This window comes from Hyphomicrobium sp. (assembly GCF_051860585.1).
Taxonomy (GTDB): Bacteria; Pseudomonadota; Alphaproteobacteria; order Rhizobiales; family Hyphomicrobiaceae; genus Hyphomicrobium_C.
Genome location: NZ_JBHYDS010000001.1, coordinates 368,770 through 395,008 on the forward strand (window position 1 = coordinate 368,770; position 26,239 = coordinate 395,008).

Here is a 26,239-nt window from a genome sequence, read left to right on the forward strand (position 1 = left end):
TGCCCGCCGAACCCTACCCACCCCACACGTGCCTTGCTCCCTACCATGGAGGGGAAATTGTTGCGAGGCTGGGCCGGGGGGCCGCACGCGGCGCAGCGTTGCAATGAATTCGATCCGCCTCGTCGCCTCGCTCCGGAATTCCGGGCGCAATCCAATGGGTTCGGCCAGGGTGCGAAGATCGCGGCCGCCGGGCCTCTCGGCCCTAGATGGGATCGATATTGAAGCCGACCGGCTATCTGCAGTTGCAATCCCTCAGGCACGGCTCGCAACGACATCGCGGCCGAGCGCGGCGAGCGCCGTACTGACGATGTTGGGCGCCGTCAGCCCTGCCTGCTCGTACATGCGGGCGGGCGCATCGTGATCGATGAAGGTGTCGGGCAGCACCATGGTGCGGACTTTGAGGCCGCGGTCCAGGAGCCCCTGCTCCGCCAGTTCGTGAAGCACATGAGCGCCGAAGCCACCGACGGAGCCTTCCTCGATCGTGATCAGCACCTCATGCTCCTTGGCGAGACGCGCGATCAACTCACGGTCGAGCGGCTTCATGAAGCGCGCATCCGCGACGGTTGCGGACAGGCCCATGGCGGCCAACTGGTCGGCCGCTTTCATCGCTTCGGCCAATCGCGTGCCCAGCGACAGGATGGCGACCGTCGTGCCTTCACGCACGATGCGTCCCTTGCCGATCGGAAGCGGGACGCCTTCGACCGGAAGATCGAGGCCCAAACCTTCACCACGCGGATAGCGGAATGCGCACGGGCGATCGTCGATGGTGGCCGCCGTCGCGACCATGTGCACGAGCTCGGTTTCGTCCGCCGCCGCCATGATGACGAAGTCGGGCAGGCAGCCGAGGTAGGCGAGATCGAACGATCCGGCGTGGGTCGGGCCGTCGGCGCCGACGAGGCCGGCGCGGTCGATCGCGAAGCGAACCGGAAGGCGCTGGATCGCCACGTCGTGCACGACCTGATCGTAGGCGCGCTGGAGGAACGTGGAATAGAGGGCGCAGAACGGCTTCAAGCCCTCCGTCGCGAGGCCGGCGGCAAACGTCACCGCGTGCTGCTCGGCAATGCCGACGTCGAAGGTGCGGTCGGGAAATTCCTTGCCGAACAGGTCGAGGCCCGTGCCGTCCGGCATCGCGGCTGTGATGGCGACGATACGCTTGTCCTTGTGGGCCTCCTTGATCAGGCTATCGGCAAACACGCGCGTATAGCTCGGCGCATTCTGCTTCGGCTTGACCTGGGCGCCGGTGACGACGTTGAAGCGCGCGACGCCGTGATACTTGTCGTCGGACGCCTCGGCCGGGCCGTAGCCCTTACCCTTCTTCGTGACGACGTGGACCAGGATAGGACCTTGCTTGGTCTCGCGCACATTCTTGAGCACGGGCAGAAGCTGGTCGAGATCGTGGCCGTCGATCGGGCCCACGTAATAGAAGCCCAGCTCCTCAAACCACATGCCGCCCTGCCAGAGGTGGCGCGTATATTCCTCCATGCGCGCGGCCCGGCGTTCCCAGCTTTTCGGCAGGCGCTTGGCGAGCTGCTTGGCGAAGTCGCGGAGTTGCAGGTACGTGCCGCTCGACGTGACGCGCGCGAGATAGGACGAGAACGCGCCCGTGGGCGGGGCAATCGACATGTCGTTGTCGTTCAGGATGACGATCAGGCGCTCGTCGCGGGCGCCCGCGTTGTTCATCGCCTCATAGGCCATGCCGGCGCTCATGGCGCCGTCCCCGATCACGCAGATGACATTGCTCTTCTCGCCCTTGAGATCGCGCGCCACCGCCATGCCGAGGCCGGCGGAGATCGAGGTGGAAGAGTGCGCGGCGCCGAAGGGGTCGTAGTCGCTCTCGGCGCGCTTGGTGAACCCGGAAAGGCCGCCGCCCTGGCGCAGGGTGCGAATGCGGTCGCGCCGGCCGGTCAGGATCTTGTGCGGATAGGACTGGTGGCCGACGTCCCAAATCAACCGGTCACGCGGCGTATCGAACACCCAATGGAGCGCAACCGTCAACTCGACGACGCCGAGGCCCGCACCGAGATGCCCACCTGTCACGGAAACCGCTTCGATCGTCTCGTGGCGCAGCTCGTCCGCAATCTGACGGAGCTCGGTCTCGGGATGCCGGCGCAGATCCTCAGGCGTAACAATCGTATCGAGAAGCGGAGTTTTACTCACGATCGGGCTTTTTCCATGATCACGGGACGCTGCCGCCAATCAAGGCTCGAAGCCGCGCAGCCGCCTTTTTTCTGCGGTTAGTCTAGCGCCTAACGTGCGGCGGATGAAGGGCGGATGTCCCGCAAACTGGGCCGGCGGCTGCGGCAGAACGTACAGCGCGCGGTGAGCCGGGTTCCAACGTCCGCCAACCGGAGCATTCAGGCCGCAGGGGCTGGCGCTATTCCGGATCGAGAGGCTCTATCCCCCGCGGGACGCCGTTGCCGACGGTCAGCTTCTCGACGCGCGCTTCGGCCTGCTTCAGCAGCCGGTCGCAATGCTCGCGCAGAGCTTCACCGCGCTCGTAAATGGTGATGCTTTCCTCGAGCTCGACATCGCCGCGCTCCAGGCGGCTGACGATGGTTTCCAGCTCCTTCAGAGCGCGCTCGAAGCTCAGTTCCTTGATGTCGGCGTTCTTGCTCGGCGGTTTGTTCATTCCGTCTCGGCCTTTTGATTCCATGCGGCGAATTTAGTGCCTCGGGCCGCCCGGCGCACGAACTCATTCGCCGCATCGAATCAATCTGTTAGCTGCCGATGTCCATCAGCGTCCGGACATGCACGGCCACCGATTTCGCCAGAGCGTCGAGATCGTACCCGCCCTCCAGCATCGACACGATGCGACGCCTGCCGTGGGTTTCGGCCGCCTTGCCCAGCTGCTCGGTCGCCCACATGAAGTCAGCCTCGACCAAGCGGAGGCCGCCGAGGGGGTCGCGCTTGTGGGCATCGAACCCGGCCGAGATCACGATCAGGTCCGGACTGAAGTTGTGCAACGGGCCCAGGATGCGGCTCGTGAACGCGTCGCGAAACGTCTCGCCGGCATCGCCTTCCCGCAGGGGAGCGTTCCAGATATTGCCGACGCCGGTTTCGGACAGCGCGCCGGTGCCCGGGAACAGCGGCATCTGGTGCGTGGAGCCGTAGAACAGGTTCTTGTCGGACCAGAAGATGTCCTGCGTGCCATTGCCGTGGTGGACGTCGAAATCGACGACGGCCACGCGCTCGGCCCCGTGACGGGCGCGTGCATAATGGGCCGCGATGGCGGCGTTCGAGAACAGGCAGAAGCCCATGGCGCGGTCGGCTTCGGCGTGGTGGCCCGGGGGACGAACCTGGCAGAACGCATTGGCGACGCGTCCGCTCATGACTTCATCGACCGCTTCGAGACCGGCGCCGACGGCGCGGATCGCGGCTTCGTACGTGCCCGGTGACATGACGGTGTCGCCGTCGAGATGAACGCTCCCGTCGCGCTTCTTCGCCAGCTCCGCCGCGCCTTTGATCTTGTCGAGGTGCCCGGCCGGATGCACGCGGCGGATCTCCTCCTCCGCATCGAGACGCATTGGCGCTTCGGCGCGCTCAAGCGCATTGTAGCTCTCGTGGGCGAGGACCTTATCGATCGCGCGCATGCGGTCGGCGCGTTCGGGATGTCCTGGGCCGGTGTCGTGTTCGATGAACGCAGGATGGGTCAGCAGCAGTGTCGCCATGCATCAGGCCTCGGACGTTTCCTCAGTTTTTTATTGAGGCCATGATAGCCAAGGCGATCCAGGTGGCCAGAGGTTTGAACGCCGGCAGTCGTCAGCGTGGTTGGGTCAGGCGTGCGCGCAGCCATCCGAAGGCGCGGAAGGGCGCGGTGATCGCATCGCGCAGCATCAAAAGGCAGGTCCAGGCGAACGCGGGCATGCCGGCGACCGGCAAGAAAATCATGATGAATGCGAGCCAGCGGACCGCGCGCGCCGCGTAGAACCCTATCCGGCCGGCATACTCCGCCCGGCGCTCCTGCGGCCAGAGACGCGACCACCAGCCAAGCGAAACCGGCAGGCTCAACACGCCGGCTGCGACCGCGCACAGATAGAAGATCTGCAAGCCGCTCGGAATTCCCGGGACGATGCGGCTGTCCAGCTCCCGCTCGCGGGCCGCATCGCGCGCGAAGACCTCCACCGTCTTGACCGCGACGTGGCCGGTGATCTCCCCCATCCATTCGCCGAGGGTATCGCCCAGCGGCAGGGCGGAAGCGGATTGCGGTGTCGCCGACAGCACGACGCGCCCATGGGAGCCGGGCGATGCCTTGAGCATGAGTTCGGTCGCGCCGTCTCCCAGCGACGCCAGAAAGTCGGCAAACGTGGCGCGCTGCAACGCATCGTCGAGACCGGCCACGGCCACGCGCTGCCAAAGCCAATTGCGGCCGCCCGGCTGGTGCGAGGCGCCCGCGCCGATGACCACGAGATTGACGTCCGCCGCCTCCGCGGCTTGGACGAGCGCGGCTATATCGAGGCTTTGCTCAGGTCCCTTCGAGGGACGGAACTTAAGCGCGGGGCCTTCGACGCGCCCGGAAATGACGGCGGTCTGGCCCTTCAGGCCAGCGAGCGCCTGCTGCAACGCCGACGGGTCGACCTGATCGACCAGCGCGGCTTTCGTCGCGGGATCGAAACGCGGCACGGAGGAGAGTGTGCGAGGGCCACCCGTTTCGAGCGCCAGCACGCGGATGTCCGAACGGTTGAGGGGACGGGCTAGGCGGTGGACGGCCTCCTCGAACAGGGTGCGATCGGTGAGCGTTAGGACAATATTCGGCCGGACCTCTGCGACGACGTCCGCCGGTGTCGCGCCGCGGCGGAGCCGGTAGGCGCTTTTGTCGACGACAACGTGGAGATCGGCCTCGACCGGCAGATCCTTGAGCGCCGTGCGGTTGGCGAAAACCGTGTCCTCGCTCAGATAGAGCGCGAGCTTCTCTCCTGCCTGTGCTTCGGGCGCGAGCGTGGCGCTGACGCGGGCCAACTCGTCGGGTGTTGCGGCCGTGAAGATCTGGCCGTCACGGTTGGCGAATTTCCAGTGGCCTTCGGGGGTGATGTGGGCGGCGAGCGCGGTGCCTTTGCCGAGTTTCGGAAGTGCCGCGACGTGCGCCGCGGCGTTATCGAGCGCACCGAGCCCGAGCTTTCCGACCTTGCCAAGGCTGGCGCCGCCGCCTGTTTCCGCGGCCTCGCGCGCGATGCGCGACAGCCACCCGGCCGCCGCCTGCTCCGCCATCCAAGGGGCGGCAGCGAGGAGCATCATCGCAAGGCCGGCCGCCCAGTGCATCCGCCGCATCGGTCGTCCTCGTTTAAAACTCCGGACCATTCCCACGCGGCCCGTCAACGTCCGGCCGCACAGAACTGGCCGATCAGGCCGGCATCAATTCGGGCAGCGCCCCGATCACGGATTGGCCGCCGCTCATGACCATCGCTGCAAGTCCCGGCCCCGTCACCGAAATGTTCTCGGCGAAGAAGCGGGCCAGCGCAATCGACTCCATGGCGTGCGGGCCGCCCTGCTCGAGAGCGTGCAATGCGCCCTTGGCCAGATAGTGGCCGCCGGCCGCGAGCGCGAACAAGCGGAGATAGGGCGTCGCCCCGGCGAGGGCGAGGTTGGGCGTGTGCTCGATGGCTTCCACCATCCAGTCGGTGGCCTCCGTGAGCGCCACGACGGTCGAGGCCAAACGCTGGCCCATGCGGCCGAGCTCGAGCCGTTCGATGCCTTTGACGCGGCGCGCCAGGGTCTCGTATTCGGAGATGACTTTCTTCACCAGATGGCCACCCGCCAGCGGCAGCTTGCGTGTAATAAGGTCGATCGCCTGAATGCCGTTGGTGCCCTCGTAGATCGGAAGAATGCGCGCGTCGCGGTAATATTGCGCGGCGCCGGTTTCCTCGATGAAGCCCATGCCACCGTGCACCTGGATGCCGAGCGAGGCGACCTCGCAGCCGATATCGGTCGAGAAGGCCTTGGCGATCGGGGTCAGCAGGGCGGCGCGGTCGGCAGCAGCGCGGCGGTCGGGCTCTGTCTCGCCATGCCGGGACATGTCGATCTCGCCGGCGGTGGCATAACAGATCGCGCGGGCGGCCCGGGTCAGCGCCTTCATGGTGAGCAGGGTGCGGCGTACGTCGGGGTGCGCGGCGATCGCGACTATGCCGGCGTCTTTCGAGGATGGCCCGCGGCCCTGGCGGCGCTCCTTCGCATAGGTCACGGCGACTTGCGTCGCCCGTTCCGCGATCGCGACGCCCTGGATGCCGACGGCAAGGCGCGCGGCATTCATCATGATGAACATGACGTTGAGGCCGCGGTTCTCCTCGCCGACGAGGTGGCCGATGGCGCCGTCCTTCTCGCCGAACTTCATCACCGCAGTCGGGCTGCCGTGAATACCGAGCTTGTGCTCGAGGCCCGCGCAGACGACGTCGTTCTCCGCGCCGGGCGCGCCATCGGGTCCCACCAGATACTTCGGGACCACGAACAGCGAGATGCCCCGCGTGCCCGCCGGCGCATCCGGGAGCCGTGCCAGAACGAGATGGACGATGTTCTCGGTGAGGTCGTGGTCGCCGTACGTAATGAAAATCTTGGTGCCGAAGATGCGGTAGGTGCCGTCCGCGTTGGGCTCCGCGCGTGACTTGATGACGCTCAGGTCCGATCCGGCATGCGGCTCGGTGAGATTCATCGTGCCGGTCCAGTCGCCGCTGATCATGCGCGGGAGATAAAGCTGCTTCAGCTCGTCCGAGCCGCCCGCGTGGAGTGCATCGATGGCCCCCTGCGTCAGCAGCGGGCAAAGACCGAACGCCAGGTTGGCTGCGTTCCACATCTCGCAGACGGCCATCGCGACCGTCTCGGGCAAGTCCTGGCCACCGAATTCCTCGGGACAGGGCAGCGCACTCCAGCCCGCCGCGCGGAAGGCGGCGTAGGCTTCTTTCCATCCGGGCGACGACACCACCTGGCCGTTTACCCAACGCGCGGGGGTCTTGTCGCCAGCCTTGTTCAGGGGCGCCAATTCCTCGGCCGCGAATTTCCCAGCCTCTTCCAGGACGGCACGCAGCGTATCCTCGTCCAGGCCGCGCTGGTCGCCGGAAAAATCGGTGGCCGTCTTGAGCGCAAACAGGATGTCGTCTACTGGAGCCTCGTAGCTCATGGCATGTCCTTTCCGGGCATCCGGCGAATCAGGGTTCGGCCGCGGTGCGGCATCATCAAGCGGAAGCCCGGACGGCGCAACGGACGACGCACCTGTCGATGGGGCCGCTGTTTATAAATCCTAGCGAAAGTCACAGCTCATGACGGTCCGACCGGCCGATCCGATGGCACTTGCCGAAGCCGGCCGCCTGCTCCGGGACGGCGCGCTCGTCGCCTTCCCGACGGAGACGGTCTATGGCCTCGGCGCGGACGCCACGAACGGACGAGCGGTGGCCGGCATTTTCGCGGCGAAGGGACGGCCGCATTTCAATCCCCTCATCGTGCACGTGCCGGATCTGGCGGCGGCCGAGCGGATCGCACACTTTACACCCGTTGCGCGCCACCTGGCGCAGGCGTTCTGGCCGGGGCCGCTGACGCTGGTGGTCGAGCGGCATGCGGAGGCGGGGCTGTCCGATCTGGTGTCGGCCGGGCTTTCCAGCATTGCCTTGCGCGTGCCGGCGCATCCCGTTGCGCAACAACTTTTAGCCGCTGCGGGGCGGCCGCTCGCGGCTCCCTCCGCCAACCGCAGCGGACGTGTCAGCCCGACCCGGGCGGCGCATGTCGCGGAGGATCTCGGCGACAGGGTCGCCATGATCATCGACGGCGGGGCGACGGCGCATGGGCTCGAAAGCACGATCTTGGACGGGCGAGGCGAAGCGGTGGTGCTCTTGCGGTCTGGCGCCGTTCCACGCGAAGCGATCGAAGCCATCCTCGGCGCCTCACTCACGCGCGGGCCTGCGAGCGACGATGTGCATCCGACGGCGCCGGGACAGCTCGCAAGCCACTACGCGCCCAACGCGCTTCTGAGACTCAATGCGCGGGATGTGCAGCCGGGAGAAGCGCTGCTGGCCTTCGGATCGGACGTCCCTGATACGGCGGGGCCGACCTTAAATCTCAGCGCGGAGGGCGATCTGATCGAAGCGGCGGCCGCGTTGTTCGCGGCGTTGCGCGAACTCGACCGCCCCGGCGTGAACGCCATCGCCGTGATGCCGATCCCCGAGCACGGGCTGGGCGAGGCCATCAACGACCGGTTGCGCCGCGCTGCCGCGCCACGGCCGTAAGCCCAAGCCGTAGGCTCACGCGGTCGGCAGCGGCGATCAACACCGGGACGAGCAGGTGACGCGGCACTGCTGCCGCGCGACCGTGCATTCGGTCACGCTCCTGCCCGAGCAGGACACCAGCTGACATTGCGAGCCGCAACTCGCTCGGCAATTCCAGTTTTGGTTCGCGGGCTGGTTGAAGCCGGAACCAACGCCGGACCCTGGCGTGGTCGATGGCAAAGGAGCCGGCGACAGGCGGGGCGCCGGCATTTCGCGCGGCGCGGGCATGGCGCGCGGCATCGGAGCCCGAGACGCAGCGCCCGGGGGCGTTCGCAGCGGCCCGGGAGACGGTTTCCAGGCCGATTGCGCTGCGGCCTGCGGGTATGTCCCCACGCCGCCGGTCTGAACCGCGACGAACGCAAAAAGCGCAACGACGAGCCCGAATGCAGCCCGTCCCATGGTGCGCATTAACTGCGATTTTTGCGTCATGGCGCCAAACCCTGATATGTGACGTGTCGATTGCGACCGCCGCGGCGGCCGCTTCCTTTTTTTCCGATTGCCGGCAGTTCGTCCATGACGTCGATACCCGATCGCTCCGCCGTACTCGATGACGCCCTTATCCAGCGTTTCGCGGAGATCGTGGGGGCCGAGAATGCCATTACATCTCCCGATGACCAGGCCCCGTATCTCCGCGAATGGCGCGACCTTTATGTGGGGCGGACGCCGCTTGTCGTAAAGCCCGCGAGTACGGAAGAAGTTTCACGGCTGCTCGCCCTCGCCCATGCGGAAGGCGTCGGCGTTGTGCCTCAAGGGGGCAATACGGGCCTTGTCGGCGGGCAGATCCCCCGCGAGAGCGGCCGCGACATCCTGATTTCCCTCACGCGCATGGGGCGTATCCGGAGCATCGATCCGGCGGGGGAAACGTTAACGGTGGAAGCCGGCGCGACGTTGCATGCCGTCCAAACGGCGGCGCGAGACGCGGGGCGCCTCTTTCCCCTCAGCCTCGCCTCGGAAGGAAGCGCCACCATCGGCGGCAACCTCGCGACCAACGCGGGCGGTGTCGCCGTTCTCTCGTACGGCACAATGCGGGCGCTGGTGTCGGGTGTCGAGGTGGTGCTGGCCGACGGCGCGGTGTGGGACGGCCTCAAGGCGCTTAAGAAGGACAACACCGGTTACGACCTGCGCGATCTGTTCATCGGCTCCGAAGGCACGCTCGGCATCATTACGGCGGCGACGCTGAAGCTCTTCCCGCTGCCTGTCGAACGCGCCGTGGCGCTCGTCGCGCTGCCGCGGCTCGACGCGATGCTGCCGTTCTTCCAGCTGGCGCAGGCGCGCGCCGGGCCGACCATGACGGCGTTCGAATTCCTGTGCGGCGACCTCATGACGTTTGTAACTCGCCATATCCCGGGAACGCGCCTGCCGCTCGCGGAGGCCGCGCCTTGGTATGCGCTCATCGAAATTTCGGGCATGGCGGCAGGCACGGCGTCCCCGATGCTCGATGCCATCCTCGCCGATGCTCTCGCCGCAGGCCTCATGAGCGATGCGGCGGTGGCGGGCTCGCTCGCGCAGGCGGCGGAGCTGTGGCGGTTGCGTGAGGCCGCGTCGGAAGCGCAGAAGGGCGAAGGCGGGTCGATCAAGCACGACATCTCGGTGCCGGTGGCGCGGATCGCCGAGTTCATCGATGCGGCCCGGCATGCCGTCGCGCGTGTCTGCCCCGGAGCGCGGCCCGTGCCGTTCGGCCACTTCGGCGACGGCAACGTCCATTACAACGTCTCGCAGCCGGCGGGTATGGCGCGCGCGGACTTCATCGCGCTGTGGGAACCGATGTCACGCGCCGTGCACGATGTCGTCGTGTCCTTCGGCGGATCGATCTCGGCCGAGCACGGCATCGGCCAGCTTAAGACCGGCGAGCTTCAACGCGTGAAAAGTGCCGTCGAGATCGATGTCATGCGGCGCATCAAGTCGGCGCTCGATCCGAAATGCATCCTGAACCCGGGTAAGGTGCTCGGACTCTAGAGCCTTCCGTTAGCGGCAGGGCCGCGCCTCGACCTGGCAATCGTAGCCGCTGCCCGATTGAGAGCAGCTCATGCGCTTGCCGACGGCCTTGCTGAAGCGCGCCCAGTCGCTGCCGTACTCGAAATCCGTGAAGCTTTGCCACGAGCCGATCGCAGCACGCTGCGCCGCCGCCTTGCTGGCGCCCTTGCCGCTGCCGTAGTGGTAGTGATCCGTCATGCACATCTTGCCGCCGACGCGGGCCATGTCGTGCATCGCGGCAAAGCCGGTCTGATCTGCCGCAGCGGGCGCGGCCAATGCTGCGATCATCACTCCCGCCAAGCCGAACGAAAAGCGTCGTTTCATGAAATCCTCCCATCGCCTGCCGGCGATTTTCGCCGATTCACACGATGCGCTCGACTTACAATTTCGAAATTTCCAGGACTGAGGCGCCGCAACCTCCCTCGGTAACTCCGCTTCGGTTCCGTTATTCGAGGCCAAGCGCCATGCTCATGCGCACAAGGTCGGCAATCGATCGCGCCGACATTTTCGTCATTACCCAGGTGCGATGAATTTCCACCGTGCGGGGGCTGATGCCGAGTTTCTGTCCGATCTCCTTGTTCGACAGTCCTTGCACGAGCAATTGCATGGTGTCGCGCTGGCGGTCGGACAGGGACTGGAACTTGCCTTTGAGGTCTTCGAGCTCGAGGCGCGATTTGAGCGACGATTCCGATGCGACCAATGCCTGCTCCACGCTCGCCACGAGGCGTTCGTTGCTGAATGGCTTTTCCACGAAATCGAATGCGCCGAGCTTGATCGCCTGAACGGCCAGCTCGACGTCGCCGTGGCCGGTCATGAGGAGAAGCGGGCGCGGATCGCCGGCGCTTTGCAGTTGCCGCAGAAGATCCAGGCCGGAAATTTCCGGCATGCGGACGTCGCTGACGATGCAGCCTGCCGCAAAGGGCGCCGCGAGAAAGGCCCCAGCGCCTTCGAAACACGACACGTTCATGCCGTGCGTTTCGAGAAGCATGGCGACGGCGTCGCGAACCGACGCCTCATCGTCAATCACGCTGACGGTCTTGCTCATCATCCTCCCTTTCGATCGGCAGTCTCATCAGGACACGCGCGCCGCGCGGCGAGGTGGCAATCACGAGACTTCCACCGTGCGCTTCTGAAATGGAACGCGCCACGGCAAGACCCAGGCCGGACCCTTCCGGCTTCGTGGTCGTAAACGGCGCCGGCTCGTTGACATCGAAGCCGGGCGGAAAACCAGGGCCGTCGTCCTGTACCTCGATTTCGGCCTCATCGTAAGACGTCAGCGTGACGTGCACTTTTATCGCGCCGGCGCGCGAAGCGGCCAGAATGGCCTCAGCGCCGTTCACGATCAAGTTGTGTATGGCCTGCTGCAACTGGATGCCGTCGGCGCGGATGACCGGAAAATCGGGCGTGATGCCGATGACGAGGCGAATGCCTTTTTTCTGCAGATCCTCGGAGAGAAGGTCGTCAAGCTCCTGGAGCTTGGCTTTGAGATCGACGGGGCGTTTCGTCAGCGTGCCCTGACGCAGGAGTTCGCGAATGCCCTGCAGCACGTCATTGGCGCGCGCGCTCTCACTCCTGATCTTGTCGACCGCGCGTGCGAGCAGATCCAGCCGGCCGTCCTGCATCGCCTTGGCGGCAATGCCTGCATACGTCGTGAGCGCCGTCAGCGGCTGATTGATTTCGTGCGCGATGGTTGCAGCCACCTCACCGGCCGAGCGGATGCGCAGGGCGCGGTTGATGGCCGCCTGCTGATCGCGGAGACGCGCGGCGGTATCCTCGCGCTCGGCGACGATGGTGCCGACGATCAGACCGGTGATCGTGAGCGCCGTCATCAGGACCTGCAACGCGCCGAGGCCGGGGTCGGGCCCGAAGCGGATCTCGGCGCCGATGATGAGGCCGACTTGGATGAGGAGGAGTCCGACCGCGGCGCCCGGCGGACCGTAGCTCAACGCAATCCAGAGCAGCGGCAGGAACAACAGATAGAAGAGCTGGAACGCGGTGGCGTCCTGGTAGCCGAACACCACCCCGAGCGAACAGATCAAGGCCACGAACTGCGCCACGACCAGCGGCTCCAGGCGCGGCCACGGACGATAGGTCACGGCCAAAAGCACGAGCGGGGCGATGACGAGGATGCCGATAATGTCTCCGACCGCGGCGCGCCAGGCCACCACGACCACCTCGTTCTGGAAGATGGCGCCGGCGGACAGAAGGATGACGACATACGCGGCGGCGGCGACCAAGGCCGCCGCGGTCCCGACGCCGATCAAGGTCAGGGCATCGCGCACAAGCCGAAAGCGCGGGTCGAACGTCGCGATATGCTGCAGCGCGAAACCGCCGGCGACGTAGGTGGCGCCGATGGCGATCGAAAGGCCAAATTCGAGACCCACTCCGAGCGCCGAGCCCCGCACCACGGCGTCGGCCAAGGCGGGGGCAATCAGCACGAACGGCGCATAGAACCAGCCGCCCAGAAATACGACGGCGATGCTGAGGCCGGGGGGCGGGTTCCACGGCGTGATGCCGAGGCCCCGGTAAGGCTTCACATAGCTCACGTAATCGAGCGCAACGTAGGTCACGAGGAAGAGGCACCCCAGGGCAAGGCGTCGATAGAGGCGGTCATCGTTCATCTTTGGCCCTGCAAATCCAGCCCTTTGACGAGCCTTTTCAAGGGTGAAGCCCGTCCATTATTCAACGATTTCAATAATTTACAGATACGTAATACTCCCTAGGGGCTCCTTCTACGTACTGAAGCCAATTGCGGCACTGGAACATTCGCCGCAGGTTGGAGCTTACAAGCCTGCTCGACCACTATCGCTAACAGAAGCTGACGGAGGACCCGATGATCGACGCCACCGCCGAAAACGAGTCTGCCCTGCGGCTGCCTGCTGCGTATTCGCAGGGATTCGCTCATGTCCGCGTCATCACCGCGATGACGAATTTGGACGACCCAGGCCCGCTGGCCGTGCCGGCGCGCTGTGAGCGTGCAGCCAATGACGAGTCCATTCTTGGCTCTTCCACGACGCAAACCAACGACTGCGTCGAGTTGAAGCCCGTCGCCTGAATCCGCCGCGCGGGCACAATAACAAGGCGAGATCCGACCATGCCCACCGGAACGAAATTGTTCGATATTTTCCTTGTAGCGTCCGCCCTGATCATCATGGTGATCTTGCAGACCGCATAAAATCGGGAGGCCGTGGTTTTGGCCTCCTGCCCCGGCCGCCGCGCACCCGATTTGCCGCATGACCGACATCAGGACACGCCGCGAGCCTGGCTCTCTCTAAATCTGCAAATCTGCAAATCTGCAAATCTGCAAATCTGCCGATTGCGAAATCGCTAGTGTCCAGCGCCATTTTCGGCGTCGGCCTGCAGGATGCCCGCCACGATGGCGCGCGCCGCGTATTCGGCCATGCACCTGTAGCCGAGATCGTTCAGGTGGAACCGATCGGATGACAGGTACGATGCGCCGGGATGCTGGCGCGCCAGATCGGCCATCGACTCATATCGATTGACCAGCAGCACGCGCTTCTCGCTCGCCACTGTCGCGATCTCGTTGACGATGCTCATATAGCGCGTGTCCTTCGACAGGCGCTCGACGTATTGGGGATCAATCAGCACGACGTCGATCTTGTGCGATGCAAGCCACGTCAGCGTCTCGCGCAACTCCTGGCCGAATACTTCCGGGTCGATGCGCGCGACCGCATCGTTGGTGCCGACCTGCCAGACGATCAGGTCCGGCTTGATCGCCGCGACCTCGGCCTTCAGACGTTCGGCCGCGCCTTCGGCAACTTCGCCCGATTGGCCGCGCGGAAACATCTCGACAGACAGGCCCTCGATGACGCCTTCGAGGTCGTTCTCCAATCGCACCGGATAACTGGCAAGCGGCGACGATGCGCCGACGCCGACGGTGGACGACGAGCCGAGCGCGATGACGCGCACCGGACGCTTTTGCAACAGAGCGCGCCTGACGTAGCGAAGCGGCGAGCGGCCTTCGTAAGACGGACTTTTGACTTTGCATTCGACGGAGGCATTCGGGACGTCCGCACGGATCATTGCGCGATGCGCCGCCTGGGGGCGATGTTCGCCCTGGACGGGCGGCGCAATGGCCGGCGCGGCGACCGGCACCGCCGCGGGCTTCGGATTGGGTCCGGTGGCGCCGGCTTCGTTTGCGGCAAAGCCCGCGGCCAGCGCGCACGCTAGGCTGAAGACGACCGGAATTCGGCGATCCATGCTGTCACCCCCAACACAACGAGACCAATCACCAAGATCGCCGTATCGAACAGCAGCGTCGGCTGGCCAAGATAGCGCGCGATCTGTCCGCCCAGCGCCACCAACGATGCCATGCAGAACACGGCCAGCGAGTTGCGCCCTAGGCTGCTGCAGTAGCGCACTACAGGTCCCATACGCCGCGAAAGTAAAGGAAATGCTGGATAGAAGGCAATTGCGATCGCCAACATGCTCACAATTCGAGCGGGGGAGAGATAGGCCTTGTCGAACAGGAAGACGTATCGAGGATTCGGTACCGCCATGGGATCGGGCCGATAGCCTATCCAAACGATGGTTGCTCCGAGCAGAACGAGCGCCACAGCCCAAGGCCAGGCCCGTTTCAGAAGATCCTCGGCGGCCGGGCGTTCGCGCTTCACCGACATGGCGACGTAGCCAAGCACGATCAGCAACTGCCAAGATAACGGATTGAAGAACCATGCGCCCTCGGCGGGCCAACTCGGCAGGCCGAGTTGAAACGTCAGCGTGGCGGCATACAGCGCCACCGATGCGGCAAGCGCGAGCACGAGTGAAAAACGCGCGATGACGACGAACACCGTCGCGATCAGCAACAGCACCACATAGAGCGGAAGGATGTTGAAGTAGCCGATCTGGTAGGTCAGCAGCACCATTCCGATCGACGCGCGCACGGTATCGACGAAGGCCGGGCCTGCGCCGTGCCATTCGAGAAACAGAGGATCGTTGAAGACCAGCGCGGCCGCTCCGAGCATCGCCACCGCCACGGAGATCGTGACGATCTGCGCCTGCCAGATTTCGAATGCCCGCAACAGCAACCGCGAGACGGAATGGCCCAAGGGCTTTTTCGACGTGCGGCCGTTGACGACGAACGCCATCGAGCAGCCGGCCAGGAACACGAACAGTTCGGCTGCGTCCGAGATGGCGTAGTTCCGCAACGTCAGGATGGAGTAGTCCATCCCCGGAATATGGTTGATGAAGATCATGACGAGCGCAACGCCACGCCAGAAATCGATCGCATTGGGGGGTCGCATCGTGCGTCTCGTCGGCGTTCTTTGCGCGGAGGGTGTTCGGGTGGGCTGTGTCATAAAGCCCGCGCCGCGGGGTCTAGACAAGCAATGATCGCAGCCGCCCGGCAAAATCGGCAGCGGTCGAACGCCGCGCGCAAGAGCGATTTTTGCAGTGCACCTTGAGCTTTCCCGGCTCCTCCCCCATGTGCACCCCACAGATAAACGTTGGGAGCGAACTATGATCGACGCCGCGAAGCTGCTTGATTTGGTGATGGGTGGAGTTGGAGGCGCACAAGACCAAACAGCGACTGGGTCCGTGCCGGCGACGCAACCGCGCGCGGGACCTGGAGCAAACACGACGCCGGGCGGCGATCTCATCGAACAGGCCAAAGGCTTTTTGAGCGGCCAGGGCGGCGGCATCCTGGGCGGGGCGGCAGCCGGCGCACTGGCGACGCTGGTGCTCGGCAGCAAGGGCGGCCGCGAGATTGCCGGCGATGCCCTCAAGCTGGGAGCGACGGCCGCGCTCGGCGGATTGGCCTACAAAGCGTACACCAACTATCGCGATGGCAAGCCGTTGATCGGAACACGCGCCGCCGAATTTCTCGCAGCCGCTCAGAGCGGGGCAACCGCGCCCGCGGCACCGCCCAAGGACGAGCATGCGCTGCTGCTGCTGCGCGCCATGATCGCGGCGGCGCTTTCCGACGGGCTGATCGACGAGACCGAACGCCAGCGGATCATCGGACGCCTTGCGGCGGCCGGCATCAATGCCGAAGAGCGCCAGTTCCTCGATCGCGAGATCGCGGCGCCGTGGTCACCGCAGCAATTCGCGTCGCTCGCATCGACGCCGGAGGCGCGCAGCGAAGTCTATCTCGCCTCGGCCATCGCGATCGACGCGGATACGCCGGCCGAGCAAGCCTATCTCCGCTATCTGGCGGCGACGCTCGGGCTCGAAGACGGTCTGGTCGCGCATCTCGAAGCGGCGGTGCAATCGGCCAAGGGCGACGTTGCGATCGCGCCGCAAGCGCGGTCCGCGTAGTCAGCTTCTCAAGGTGATGCGGCGGCGGACGGGGGCAGATCCTCGTCCGCCTTGACCTCGACGATCCCCTCGTCCGGATCGATCACGTAAATCGCGCGGTCGGGCTTTTCGCGAGCCAAGCGGATCGCAAGCGGACGCGCCATGGCCGCATGGGCCATGTGTTCGGCCTCCGTCCAGCGGCTTTCGGATGGATCGTCGAGATCGAGCGAGTCCGAAAACGCGTCAGCCCAGGCGATCAGATCGCGCGTCAGTTCGGGAGAGAGGTCCAGCACCTCGGGATTGATGTCTCCGTAGATGTCGTCATCGAGCGCCCAGAGCGCGTGCGTTCCGTAGTCGGCCATAACCTTGATCGAGTGGGATGTGGCCGGATCGACTCCCGGCGTCGGGTCCCAGTCGGCCTCATCATCCGACGGAGGGAACAGGCCACCGGAGTGGCCTCGGGATCCGGCCGAGGATCCGAAGCCGGCGAGGAACCGGATAACATATCCGGCATGGAGCAGGAGCGTTGCGCCGACTGCGGCCAGCGCCAGGGGATGTGCGAGCCATACGCTTTCGAGCTTGCCCGCCGACAACGCCCACACGACGAAAGCGGTCGCCGCAAGATAGATGATGAACGCGTTGGTCGATTGCCGACGGCCGACCTCGTCGGGCGGATCCTGGGCATCGAGCATGCGCGGGGCCAGAACGAAGAGATACACGGCTTGTCCCACCGCGGATGCGAGGAATAGCCAGGCCGCGATATCCAGCACCGCCATCAGGGTTGCGCCGCCCGCCAATACGAGCGCGGCTGCACCTAGCAGCCAGTAACTTCGCGCGAGCTCCGCCTGCTTCGGTTTGGTTGCGCCGATGGCGGCTATGGCGCGATCCAGAAAAAGCGACATGAGAGTCGCGCGCGTCGCGACGTAGCCTGCAAAGACGTAGAACGCTCCCACGAGGCGCAACGCGATTTCGGTTCCGTCCACGCCCCGTCACTCCCCGGCCCAAGCGAGACGTGACTAAACCATGTGCATTTCTCGGGTGTCGACTAAATTTTCCGCCTACGCATAGACAGAACTTTCTCCGGCGCCGTCGCTTGCCGGAGCTGCGTGTCGCCACGGAACTCCCTACGCCGGCGACTGCATGTAGAAGTACGCATAAACGAGAACAGCGGCGGCGAGCGCTAACAGAAGCGACCGGGTGAGGACGCGATAGTTCATACGCTGCGGAGTCGCTTGACGTGCTTCCGTTGGAGTAACGATTTCGCGATCTGCCATTGATATCTCTCCCTATCTCGGCCGGTCAGGTGTTCGGTCACGTGGCAGAAAAACGCGACCGGGCCGAGATTTGTTCCGGGAGCGGCGCCGGCGCTACGGCGCGAGCAGCGTCAGCGGCCACACGTAGGCCTGACCCATCACCAGCATGCCGACCATGACCGCGAGCGCGACGGAGTGGAAAAAGACGAAGCGTAGAATGGACCCTTCGTGGCCGTACCACCGTGTCGCCGTGGACGCGACGACGATCGACTGGGCATCGATCATCTTGCCCATGACGCCGCCGGAACTGTTGGCGGAGGCCATCAGGACGGGATGGATCCCGACCTGCTCGGCCGTGACGCGCTGCAGGCCGCCGAACAGCACGTTCGACGCCGTATCCGATCCCGTGAGCGCGACGCCGAGCCAACCGATGAGCGTGCCGAAGAACGGGTACAGCCAGCCGGTGTTAGCCAGCGCCAAGCCGAGGGTCGCGTCGGTGCCTGAATAGCGTGAGACGAATCCGATCGCGAGCATGCAGGCGATGGTGACGAGCGAGTAGCGGACGAGCCAGAGCGTGCGCGCATACATACGCAGCAGCTCGCCGGGCCGGTAGCCAAGGAAGAACCCGGCGATGATCGCCGAGACTAGAATGCCGGTGCCGGTCGCCGAAAGCAGGTTGAGAGAATAGACGGCCTGCTCGACGTGCGGCGCGGCGACGACCGGAGGCATCTTCTGGACCTGGCCATCCAGGCCGACGATCGGGATCTTCGCCGCCCAGACGGCATCAAGAGCGCTGCGAACCTGCGGCGTTCCCCAAGCGAATACGAAAACCGAGAGCACGATCCACGGCGTCCAAGCACGCCGCACGGCGGCCGCGGGCAGTGCGGCCGTGACCGGCTTCGCCGCCGAGGACGGCGTCGCTGCCGGCTGATCCGCGACCGTCGTCATGGGTGTGGCGGGCTGCCAGACGCGCAGGAACGCGGCCAGCGAGGCCATCGACACGAGCGCCGCCACGATGTCCACCAGCCAGGGACCGTGAAAATTCGAAACAAGATATTGCGGAATGGCGAACGCCGCGCCTGCGACGAGGATTGGCGGCCAAACCTCGATCATCTTCCGGAAGCCGACGAAGGCCCAGACGAGCCAGAACGGCACGATGATGGAAAAGAACGGGAGCTGCCGCCCGATCATGCCGCTCAATTCATGCAGATCGAGGCCGGTGACGGCGGCAAGCGCGATGACGGGCGTGCCGAGGGCGCCGAATGCGACTGGCGCGGTATTGGCGATCAGGGACAGGCCCGACGCGGCCAACGGGGTGAACCCGAGCCCGATCAGCATGGCCGCCGTGACGGCAACCGGCGTGCCGAACCCGGCCGCGCCTTCGAAGAAGGCGCCGAGGCAAAACGCGATGAACAAGAGCTGGAGGCGGCGGTCGTCGCTGATGGTGCTGATGGACCGCTGGAGAATGGCGAATTCGCCCTTCTCGCTCGTCATCTGATAGAGGAAAATGACGTTGAGAATGATCCAGCCGATGGGCAGCAGTCCGAACGCGGCGCCGTATGCGGCGGCCAGGCCCGCCATGTGCGGCGGCATTCCGTAAGCGAAGATCGCGACCAGGAGCGCGGCGACGAGCCCCAGAGCCGCGGCCAGATGGGCGCGGATCTCGAGGATCGCGATGCCGCCGAGGAGCACGACGACGGGAATCGCGGCGACGGCGGTCGACGCCAGCATGTTGCCGAATGGGTCATATGTCTGCGGCCACATGCATCCCCCAATGCGCCCACCCGATATCCGCCTCAGCTATACCACCCCTGCGGCGAACGGAAACGGATTGTGCCGCACTTGCCCCCGTCCCGATTTATCCGCCACCGGACAGCAACCTTGCTGATTTTTAGTTTCCACTTTCTGGCCCGCCGCACTAGCGTGCTCGCTCACACACAAACAATTCTGGCACTTCTGGCCGAAACACTTCTGGAACGCGCGTGCTGAAGCTTGGCTATCTCGTCATCGGAAGCATCGCGACGCTGCTGGCGATTGCGGGAGCCATGCTGCCCGGTTTGCCGGCGACCCCCTTCCTGCTCGTGGCGCTCTGGGCCTTTGCGCGCTCGAGCCCGCGCCTCATGCGCGAACTGGAGCGCATTCCCGTCCTTCGCCAAGCGCTGGCCGAGGCGCAGCGCTTCGAGGAGCGGCGCACGATCCGGCTCGAGGTGAAGCTGTTTGCGCTGGCCATGGCGTGGGGGTCGGTGCTGTTCACCGCCATCGCAGCCGGGTTTTCGAGACCGGTCCTGCTCGGGTTCGTGATCGCGGCCGCGCTTGGCGGCTCCTTCGCCATGTGGTGGTTTCCGACCGAGACCTGATCGATCTGGGCGATGCTTCCTCCGCTGCCGGAGGATAATGTGCACGCGCGGGTTGTTTTCCAACCGCCATGCCTATTATGGGGAACCTTAATCGCCTTCGGCCGTTGAGGGAGGTTGATCGAGCGGCGGAATGACCACACAACCACAACTCATGCAGGCGACTATTAACGACGACGAGCGCTATCGCCTCCTCGTCGAAGGGGTGGTCGACTACGCGATCTACATGCTCGATCCCAATGGAATTGTCGTCAGCTGGAACAACGGCGCCCGGCGGTTCAAGGGTTACCAGGACTGGGAAATCATCGGCCGCCACTTCTCCACGTTCTACCGGCCGGACGATCAGCAATCCGGATTGCCGGAGCATGCGCTCAAGACCGCGCGGGTCGAAGGAAAATACGAAGCCGAGGGCTGGCGCGTCAGGAAAGATGGCACTCAGTTCTGGGCGCATGTCGTCATCGACCCTATTCGCGACGCCGCGGGCGGGCTGATCGGTTACGCGAAAGTCACGCGCGATCTCACCGAACGCCGCCAGGCCGCCGAACAATTGAGGCACCGCGAAGAGCAATTCCGGCTGCTCGTGCAGAGCGTCACCGACTACGCCATCTACATGCTGGATGTGAACGGGAACGTCACCAACTGGAATTCCGGTGCGCAACGCATCAAGGGCTACTCCGCCGACGAGATCGTCGGGCAGCATTTCGGCGTTTTCTATACGCCGGAGGAAAGAGCACTCGACGGTCCGCGCCAATCGCTGGCCGTCGCGGCGCGCGACGGCCGGTTCGAAAAGGAGGGCCTGCGCGTACGCAAGGATGGCACGACGTTCTGGGCGCACGTCGTCATCGATCCGATCCACGGCGAGACCGGCGACATCATCGGCTACGCCAAGATCACCCGCGACATCACCGAGAGGAAGCTTGCGCAGGAATCGCTCGAACGAACCCGCGAGCAGCTGATGCAATCGCAGAAGATGGAAGCGATCGGCCGCCTCACCGGCGGCGTGGCGCATGACTTCAACAATCTCTTGATGGCCATCACCGGCAGTCTCGAACTCATTAAGAAGCGGTTGCCGCCCGATCCCCGGCTGACCCCATTTCTCGACAATGCCATGATGGGCGCGCAGCGCGGCATTACGTTGACTCAACGCATGCTCGCCTTCGCGCGACGTCAGGAACTCGTCGTCAAGCCGACCGATCTTGCCAGCTTGATCCGCGGGATGCACGAATTGCTGCAGCGCTCGCTTGGCCCGAGCATCACCATCGAAACCGATTTTCCGCGCGAGCCCCTGTTTGCGCGCGTCGACCCGAACCAGCTCGAACTCGCGATCCTCAATCTCGCCGTCAACTCCCGCGACGCAATGCCGGGGGGCGGCACGCTGACGTTTACGCTGCGTAAGGTCACGCAGCCGGGCAGCACGGGCGTGGCGCCTCACGACGCCGTTTCCCTTTGCGTCAGCGACACTGGTGAAGGAATGGATGCGGCCACGCTGGCGCGCGCCTCCGAGCCGTTCTTTACGACCAAGGGCGTCGGCAAGGGCACGGGACTCGGACTTTCGATGGTGCACGGCATGGCGGACCAATTGGGAGGCAGCCTTGTCCTTCGCAGCCGCTTGGGCGAGGGAACGACGGTCGAACTCTATTTCCCGATGGCGGACCCCGTTTTGGAAGGAGCGCCCACGGTCGCGCATGCTTCCGCGTCGGAGGGGAAACGCTTCACAATTCTCGTTGTCGACGACGATCCGCTCGTGCTGTTGAATACCACGGCGATGCTTGAGGAGCTCGGACATACGCCCGTCCCCGCGCATTCCGGGGCAAAAGCGCTGGAGCTACTGAAGATCACCGACGTCGATCTGCTGATCACCGACCACGCCATGCCGAAAATGACCGGTGCTGAACTTGCAAAGGTCGTCGCGAGCGAACGCCCCGGTCTTCCGATCATCATTGCCACCGGCTACGCGGAACTCCCGAAAGGCGAAGGCCCCGAGCTCCGCAAGCTGCAGAAGCCGTTCGACCTCCGCGCGCTTGAGCGCGAAATCTCCAAGACGATCCCAGCGACGTAGCTGCCGCTCCTGGAGTGGAAGCGTTTCGGGTCTACTCGCCGTATGCGCGGATCAGCTCAGACCGCAGTATAGACAGACGTCGCACATGCAGACGTCGCACGGATTCCGAATCTGTCATCAGACGAATTTTTTGCGAACGACCTGCGTTCCTTGCCGACCCAACGGATTGAATTTTCGGTTGTTACACGCTAGTGGCGAATGAGGGCCATTCGGCTGCGGTCATTGGTTGTTCCTTCTCCTTGTCCGACGTTCAGCACTCAGAGCGTTTCGACGAGGGGGAAACTGTGAGCCGCACAACCATCATTCATCAGCCGCGACTTCCTGGTAGCATCCTGGCGCTGGCAGCCATGGGTGGCGTGCTCGCGTCCGCGGCGCCGGTGCGTGCACAGGATTTCATTGTCGGCTCGGGCCAGACGGTTGGCAGCCAGGCCATGACGGGCGCGGGCGATATCGGCCGCATCGAACGCGGCGGAACGATCACCGGCGGCGCGACGGGCGTCGAGATGCGCGGCGCCGACCAAATCCTCGACAACGGCGGCGCAATCAACGTCACGGGAGCTTCCTCCTACGGCGTTGACGCAGACGGCGCCAATGCCAGGATCACGAACAGCGGTACGGTGCTCGCGACCGGAGATTTCTCAATTGGCATTCTTTCGGCCGGGGCCGATAGCCTGGTCGACAACAGCGGTGACGTCTCCGCCACAGGGAGATTCTCCGCGGCCATTTCCGCTCGAAACGTCATCAACACCGGGGTGATTACGACCACCGGGCTGGGCTCCAGCGGTATCTATTCCTTCGGCGCCAATGCCACGAGCATCAATCGCGGGTCAATCGTCACCTCTGGGACGAACTCGGTCGGCATGTATTCAGATGGCGCCGAAGCGGCGGTCGTAAATTACGGCACGATTACTACGACGGGAAATTCTTCGGACGGCATTCGTACGTTCCAAGATGGCGCGGGGGCCATCAATTTCGGAACCATCACGACCAGCGGACGGGACGCTCACGGCATTTTCGCGGTCGATGCCTCTACCCGAATTGAAAACAGGGGAACGATTACGACCACCGGGGTGCTGGGCAAGGGAATGTCCTCGGAGAGCGACAACAACCAGATCATAAACGGAGGAACGATTTCCACGGCCGGCGATAGCGGCGTCGGCATCTCATCGTCGGGCGCCAACGCGAATATCCGCAACAGCCACACGATTTCGACAACCGGAGACTTTTCCGTCGGCATCTTTTCCGAGGGCGCGAATGACATCATCCGCAACAGCGGTAAGATCGAAACGACCGGAATGGAAGCGTACGGCATCGTCGCGCACGGCCCGGGTGCCCAGATCACCAATAGCGGCGTCGTCTTCACGACCAGCATGCTGACCGACGCCATCGTGTCCGACGAGGCCGATGCGCGGATCGACAACCGCGGGGCGATTATTACCATCGGCCTCTTGGCTTCCGGCATCCGCTCGGAGGGTGCCGGCGCGGAAATCGCCAACAGCAGCGCGATTGTGACGTCGGGGATGCAGGCGCACGCCGTCTACACGACGGGAGATGACGTGCGGATCACCAACAGCGGGACGATCGCGACGACCGGATCGCGCGCGCAGGGCATCGTGTCCGCGGGCGTGGGCGCCCGGATCGACAACAGCGGGGCGATCGTCGTTTCGGGATCGCAGGCCATGGCCATCCTGTCGTCGGGCGCGGACAGCCAGGTGACCAATTCGGGGCGCATCCTCTCCGATCAGTTCACCGCCATCGCCTTCTTCGGCGCGCAGGACAACGTCCTGACCCTCAAAACGGGCTCCGTCATCGGGGGCGCCATCGCGTTCGGCGGCGGCGCGGACACGCTCGTCGTCGATCGCGGCATCTCCCTCGTCTACACATTCGATAAGGCGCCCGAGACGCTCGATGCCGGCGGCGCACCCGTCGCGGTTTCGGGCGCGCGGGTGGCCGTGCTCGACCCGACGACGCTGGCGGCCGAGGACGTCGCGTTCGCGGATCTCACCGGTGGAATTTCATCTGCGGTCACGGGCCGGTTGAGCGGGCTGCGCTATGCAGACGGAGCGAAGCCGCACCGCGATGCGTGGATCCAGGGCTTCGGCGGATTCCGCGAGCCGACAGGGGATGGTGCCGCCACCGAAACCGATAGCCGTGTTGCAGGCGTGGTGTCCGGCGTCGACGCCCCGGTGTCCGCCAGCACACGCGCAGGCTTCTTCCTCGGCGGCTCCGGGGGCGAGATCGCAAACGCGCTCGACACGCAGAAGACCACCATCGACAGCGTCTTTGGCGGCGTCTACGCCTCGACCGCTTTTGGCAGCACCGCATTCGATTTCGTGTTCACGGCGGGCTACTCCGACTACGATCGCGAACGGGAGGTCGGCAACAACCTCGCCGTCGGCGGTATCGAGACGGCAACGGCCGGGTACGGCGGCGTTTTCATCTCGCCGGAACTCACCATCACGCAACCGGTCTCTCCCTTCGGCATTCGCCTCGAGCAGGTGCTCACCTTGCGCTATGCGGGCTTGTTCCTCGATGGTTTCTCCGAGCGCGGCGCGGCGGACGGATTTTCCACCGACGATCGGGACATCCATCTCGGTGTGGCGCGGGCGGCTCTGGCGTTGCCTTTCGAAAGCCGTTCGGCCGACGGCGCCTATGGACGGCTGACGCTGTCCGGCGGCATCGAGGGTCGCGCTCAGTTCGGTGACGGCGATTTTTCCGGCGCGCTTTTGGGACAAGCCATTGTGTTCGACGCGGGCGGCGATGACAGTGCGGTTGCTGGCTTCGTGAGCGCCAGGGGCGAGCACACGACCGCCGACGGCCTCACCGCCTTCATATCGCTCGAAGGCAAGGCGGAGGACACCGGAAGCCACTTCGGCTCAGCTTCCGGCGGGCTCATGTGGCGCTTTTGAGGAGCGCTTCGTTCAGCCGACGGCCCGGTCAGGCGCGCTCACGGGTAACGCCCTTCCGTTCGGTGCAGGGTCGCGAAGAGCGAGCGTCGCCATGCAGAATGACGGTTATTCGGAACCGTGGCAGATACCGATGGCAGAGAACGGACGCGAAGGCGGGATCCGCGGGAAGAGAGAGACGAGCGTCTTCCGCTTCCGCAGCGAGCGCGATGGCCGGGTTATTTCGAGACGGCGTCCGCCTGGATCGTGCCGTTCTCGATTGCGGCCCGTACCGCGCATCCGGGCTCGCTCTGATGGCGGCAATTGCGGAACCGGCACTGCAGCGCGAGTTCGGCAATATGATCGGGAATGGTTTCGACCTCCGGCGCCGCATTCCAGAGCTCAAGACCTCGAATGCCGGGCGTATCGATAATCGCTCCCCCGTGCGGCCGGACAAAAAGCTGCCGATGCGTCGTCGTATGACGGCCCCGGCTGTCATGGGCGCGGACTTCCTGCGTCGCTTGCAGGCTTTGTCCCATCAGGCGGTTGGTCAGCGTGGATTTACCAACGCCGGATGAGCCGACGAGCACGATCGTTCGATTTCCCTCGAAGTACGCTTCCAGGACATCCATGCCGCTTTCGCCCCGCGCGCTGATGGCGTGCATGGCGATACCGGGCGCGATTGCAGCGATCTGATCGATGAAGCTCGCGGCATTTTCCGTGAGGTCCGACTTGTTGACGATGATAACCGGGTCGGCGCCGCTCTCCTCCACCAGCCGGAGATAACGCTCCAGGCGGGGGAGATTGAAATCGCCGTCGGGTGCGGTCACGATGAAGACGGCATCGACGTTTGCCGCGAGAAGTTGAGGGCGACGTTCGCTTGCCGCCTTGCGGACAAGCGCGCTGGTCCTGGGCAGTACGGCCTCGATGCTTGCCGGGCCATCGTCCGGAGAAAGACGGATGGCCACGAAGTCCCCGACGCCCGGAAGGTCGGACCGTTGCGCGGCGGACTTGCGGAGCCGGCCGGTGGCCTCCGCCGAGAGTTCGGTCAGGTGAGTTGCGACCTGAAAATGCGTTCGATGCTCGCCCATCACGCGGCCAGGCACCAGGCCGTCGGCGGCGTAAGGTTGGAATTTCTCTTGCCGGAGCTCGCTCCAGCCCAACGTTTCGAGCGTCATTCCGCTGCCTCCGCAGGGGCATCTCGCTTGGTCGCTGC

Annotated in this window: 20 protein-coding genes; 7 read left to right on the forward strand and 13 right to left on the reverse strand. The window is 64.9% G+C overall.

The features are described from left to right. Positions 1 to 252: 252 nt before the first annotated feature. From dxs to ACTIFK_RS01690, 5 genes are all read right to left on the reverse strand, one after another. Positions 253 to 2,157, reverse strand: a complete 1,905-nt coding sequence (gene dxs / locus ACTIFK_RS01670) for a 1-deoxy-D-xylulose-5-phosphate synthase (protein WP_439541297.1) — start codon at positions 2,155 to 2,157, stop codon at positions 253 to 255. A 217-nt stretch (positions 2,158 to 2,374) separates the two neighbouring features. After that, a complete protein-coding gene (locus ACTIFK_RS01675; RefSeq protein WP_439541298.1) occupies positions 2,375 to 2,629 on the reverse strand; it encodes an exodeoxyribonuclease VII small subunit in 255 nt (84 codons plus the stop codon). A gap of 88 nt (positions 2,630 to 2,717) precedes the next feature. Next, positions 2,718 to 3,668, reverse strand: coding sequence for a histone deacetylase family protein (locus tag ACTIFK_RS01680; RefSeq protein ID WP_439541299.1), 951 nt, complete (start codon positions 3,666 to 3,668; stop codon positions 2,718 to 2,720). 91 nt (positions 3,669 to 3,759) lie between these two features. Continuing rightward, positions 3,760 to 5,265 (reverse strand): hypothetical protein, encoded by a 1,506-nt coding sequence (locus tag ACTIFK_RS01685; RefSeq protein WP_439541300.1) that lies wholly within the window; start codon positions 5,263 to 5,265, stop codon positions 3,760 to 3,762. A 73-nt stretch (positions 5,266 to 5,338) separates the two neighbouring features. After that, positions 5,339 to 7,105, reverse strand: a complete 1,767-nt coding sequence (locus ACTIFK_RS01690) for an acyl-CoA dehydrogenase (protein WP_439541301.1) — start codon at positions 7,103 to 7,105, stop codon at positions 5,339 to 5,341. 139 nt (positions 7,106 to 7,244) lie between these two features. On the opposite strand from ACTIFK_RS01690, the gene ACTIFK_RS01695 reads away from it, so the two are divergent. Next, positions 7,245 to 8,204, forward strand: a complete 960-nt coding sequence (locus tag ACTIFK_RS01695) for an L-threonylcarbamoyladenylate synthase (protein ID WP_439541302.1) — start codon at positions 7,245 to 7,247, stop codon at positions 8,202 to 8,204. Between the two features lie 552 nt (positions 8,205 to 8,756). Further along, positions 8,757 to 10,199, forward strand: a complete 1,443-nt coding sequence (locus ACTIFK_RS01700) for an FAD-binding oxidoreductase (protein WP_439541303.1) — start codon at positions 8,757 to 8,759, stop codon at positions 10,197 to 10,199. Positions 10,200 to 10,208: 9 nt separating this feature from the next. Here ACTIFK_RS01700 and ACTIFK_RS01705 read toward each other — a convergent pair whose 3' ends face one another. From ACTIFK_RS01705 to ACTIFK_RS01715, 3 genes are all read right to left on the reverse strand, one after another. Further along, the gene (locus ACTIFK_RS01705; RefSeq protein WP_439541304.1) at positions 10,209 to 10,541 is read right to left on the reverse strand and encodes a hypothetical protein; all 333 of its coding nucleotides are present in this window, start codon (positions 10,539 to 10,541) and stop codon (positions 10,209 to 10,211) included. 121 nt (positions 10,542 to 10,662) lie between these two features. After that, entirely contained in the window at positions 10,663 to 11,262 is a 600-nt protein-coding gene (locus tag ACTIFK_RS01710; RefSeq protein WP_439541305.1) for a response regulator transcription factor, read from the reverse strand. Continuing rightward, a complete protein-coding gene (locus ACTIFK_RS01715; protein WP_439541306.1) occupies positions 11,237 to 12,838 on the reverse strand; it encodes an ATP-binding protein in 1,602 nt (533 codons plus the stop codon). Before ACTIFK_RS01715 ends, ACTIFK_RS01710 begins: the two co-directional genes overlap by 26 nt. Positions 12,839 to 13,050: 212 nt before the next feature. Here ACTIFK_RS01715 and ACTIFK_RS01720 point away from each other — a divergent pair, with 212 nt between their 5' ends. Next, positions 13,051 to 13,272, forward strand: coding sequence for a hypothetical protein (locus tag ACTIFK_RS01720; RefSeq protein ID WP_439541307.1), 222 nt, complete (start codon positions 13,051 to 13,053; stop codon positions 13,270 to 13,272). Positions 13,273 to 13,544: 272 nt separating this feature from the next. Here ACTIFK_RS01720 and ACTIFK_RS01725 read toward each other — a convergent pair whose 3' ends face one another. After that, entirely contained in the window at positions 13,545 to 14,438 is an 894-nt protein-coding gene (locus tag ACTIFK_RS01725) for an SGNH/GDSL hydrolase family protein (protein ID WP_439541308.1), read from the reverse strand. After that, positions 14,405 to 15,481, reverse strand: coding sequence for an OpgC family protein (locus ACTIFK_RS01730; RefSeq protein WP_439541309.1), 1,077 nt, complete (start codon positions 15,479 to 15,481; stop codon positions 14,405 to 14,407). The genes ACTIFK_RS01725 and ACTIFK_RS01730 overlap by 34 nt, the downstream gene beginning before the upstream one ends. 214 nt (positions 15,482 to 15,695) lie before the next feature. Here ACTIFK_RS01730 and ACTIFK_RS01735 point away from each other — a divergent pair, with 214 nt between their 5' ends. Beyond that, positions 15,696 to 16,493, forward strand: coding sequence for a tellurite resistance TerB family protein (locus ACTIFK_RS01735; RefSeq protein WP_439541310.1), 798 nt, complete (start codon positions 15,696 to 15,698; stop codon positions 16,491 to 16,493). Between the two features lie 8 nt (positions 16,494 to 16,501). Here ACTIFK_RS01735 and ACTIFK_RS01740 read toward each other — a convergent pair whose 3' ends face one another. Together ACTIFK_RS01740 and ACTIFK_RS01745 are read right to left on the reverse strand one after the other, a co-directional pair. Beyond that, positions 16,502 to 17,455, reverse strand: coding sequence for a hypothetical protein (locus ACTIFK_RS01740; protein ID WP_439541311.1), 954 nt, complete (start codon positions 17,453 to 17,455; stop codon positions 16,502 to 16,504). Positions 17,456 to 17,839: 384 nt separating this feature from the next. Further along, positions 17,840 to 19,489: an L-lactate permease gene (locus ACTIFK_RS01745; protein ID WP_439541312.1), complete on the reverse strand. Its 1,650-nt coding sequence runs from the start codon at positions 19,487 to 19,489 to the stop codon at positions 17,840 to 17,842. A gap of 218 nt (positions 19,490 to 19,707) precedes the next feature. On the opposite strand from ACTIFK_RS01745, the gene ACTIFK_RS01750 reads away from it, so the two are divergent. The 3 genes from ACTIFK_RS01750 (at position 19,708) to ACTIFK_RS01760 (ending at position 25,047) form a co-directional block, all read left to right on the forward strand. Next, complete coding sequence (locus tag ACTIFK_RS01750; protein ID WP_439541313.1) at positions 19,708 to 20,082, forward strand: YbaN family protein; 375 nt, start codon at positions 19,708 to 19,710, stop codon at positions 20,080 to 20,082. Between the two features lie 130 nt (positions 20,083 to 20,212). Then, the gene (locus ACTIFK_RS01755) at positions 20,213 to 22,138 is read left to right on the forward strand and encodes a PAS domain S-box protein (RefSeq protein WP_439541314.1); all 1,926 of its coding nucleotides are present in this window, start codon (positions 20,213 to 20,215) and stop codon (positions 22,136 to 22,138) included. 284 nt (positions 22,139 to 22,422) lie between these two features. Next, positions 22,423 to 25,047 carry an autotransporter outer membrane beta-barrel domain-containing protein gene (locus ACTIFK_RS01760; protein WP_439541315.1) on the forward strand — a complete coding sequence of 875 codons (2,625 nt, stop codon included), beginning with the start codon at positions 22,423 to 22,425 and terminating at the stop codon, positions 25,045 to 25,047. 215 nt (positions 25,048 to 25,262) lie between these two features. Here ACTIFK_RS01760 and rsgA read toward each other — a convergent pair whose 3' ends face one another. Beyond that, positions 25,263 to 26,201, reverse strand: coding sequence for a ribosome small subunit-dependent GTPase A (gene rsgA / locus ACTIFK_RS01765; RefSeq protein WP_439541316.1), 939 nt, complete (start codon positions 26,199 to 26,201; stop codon positions 25,263 to 25,265). Positions 26,202 to 26,239 lie beyond the last annotated feature (38 nt).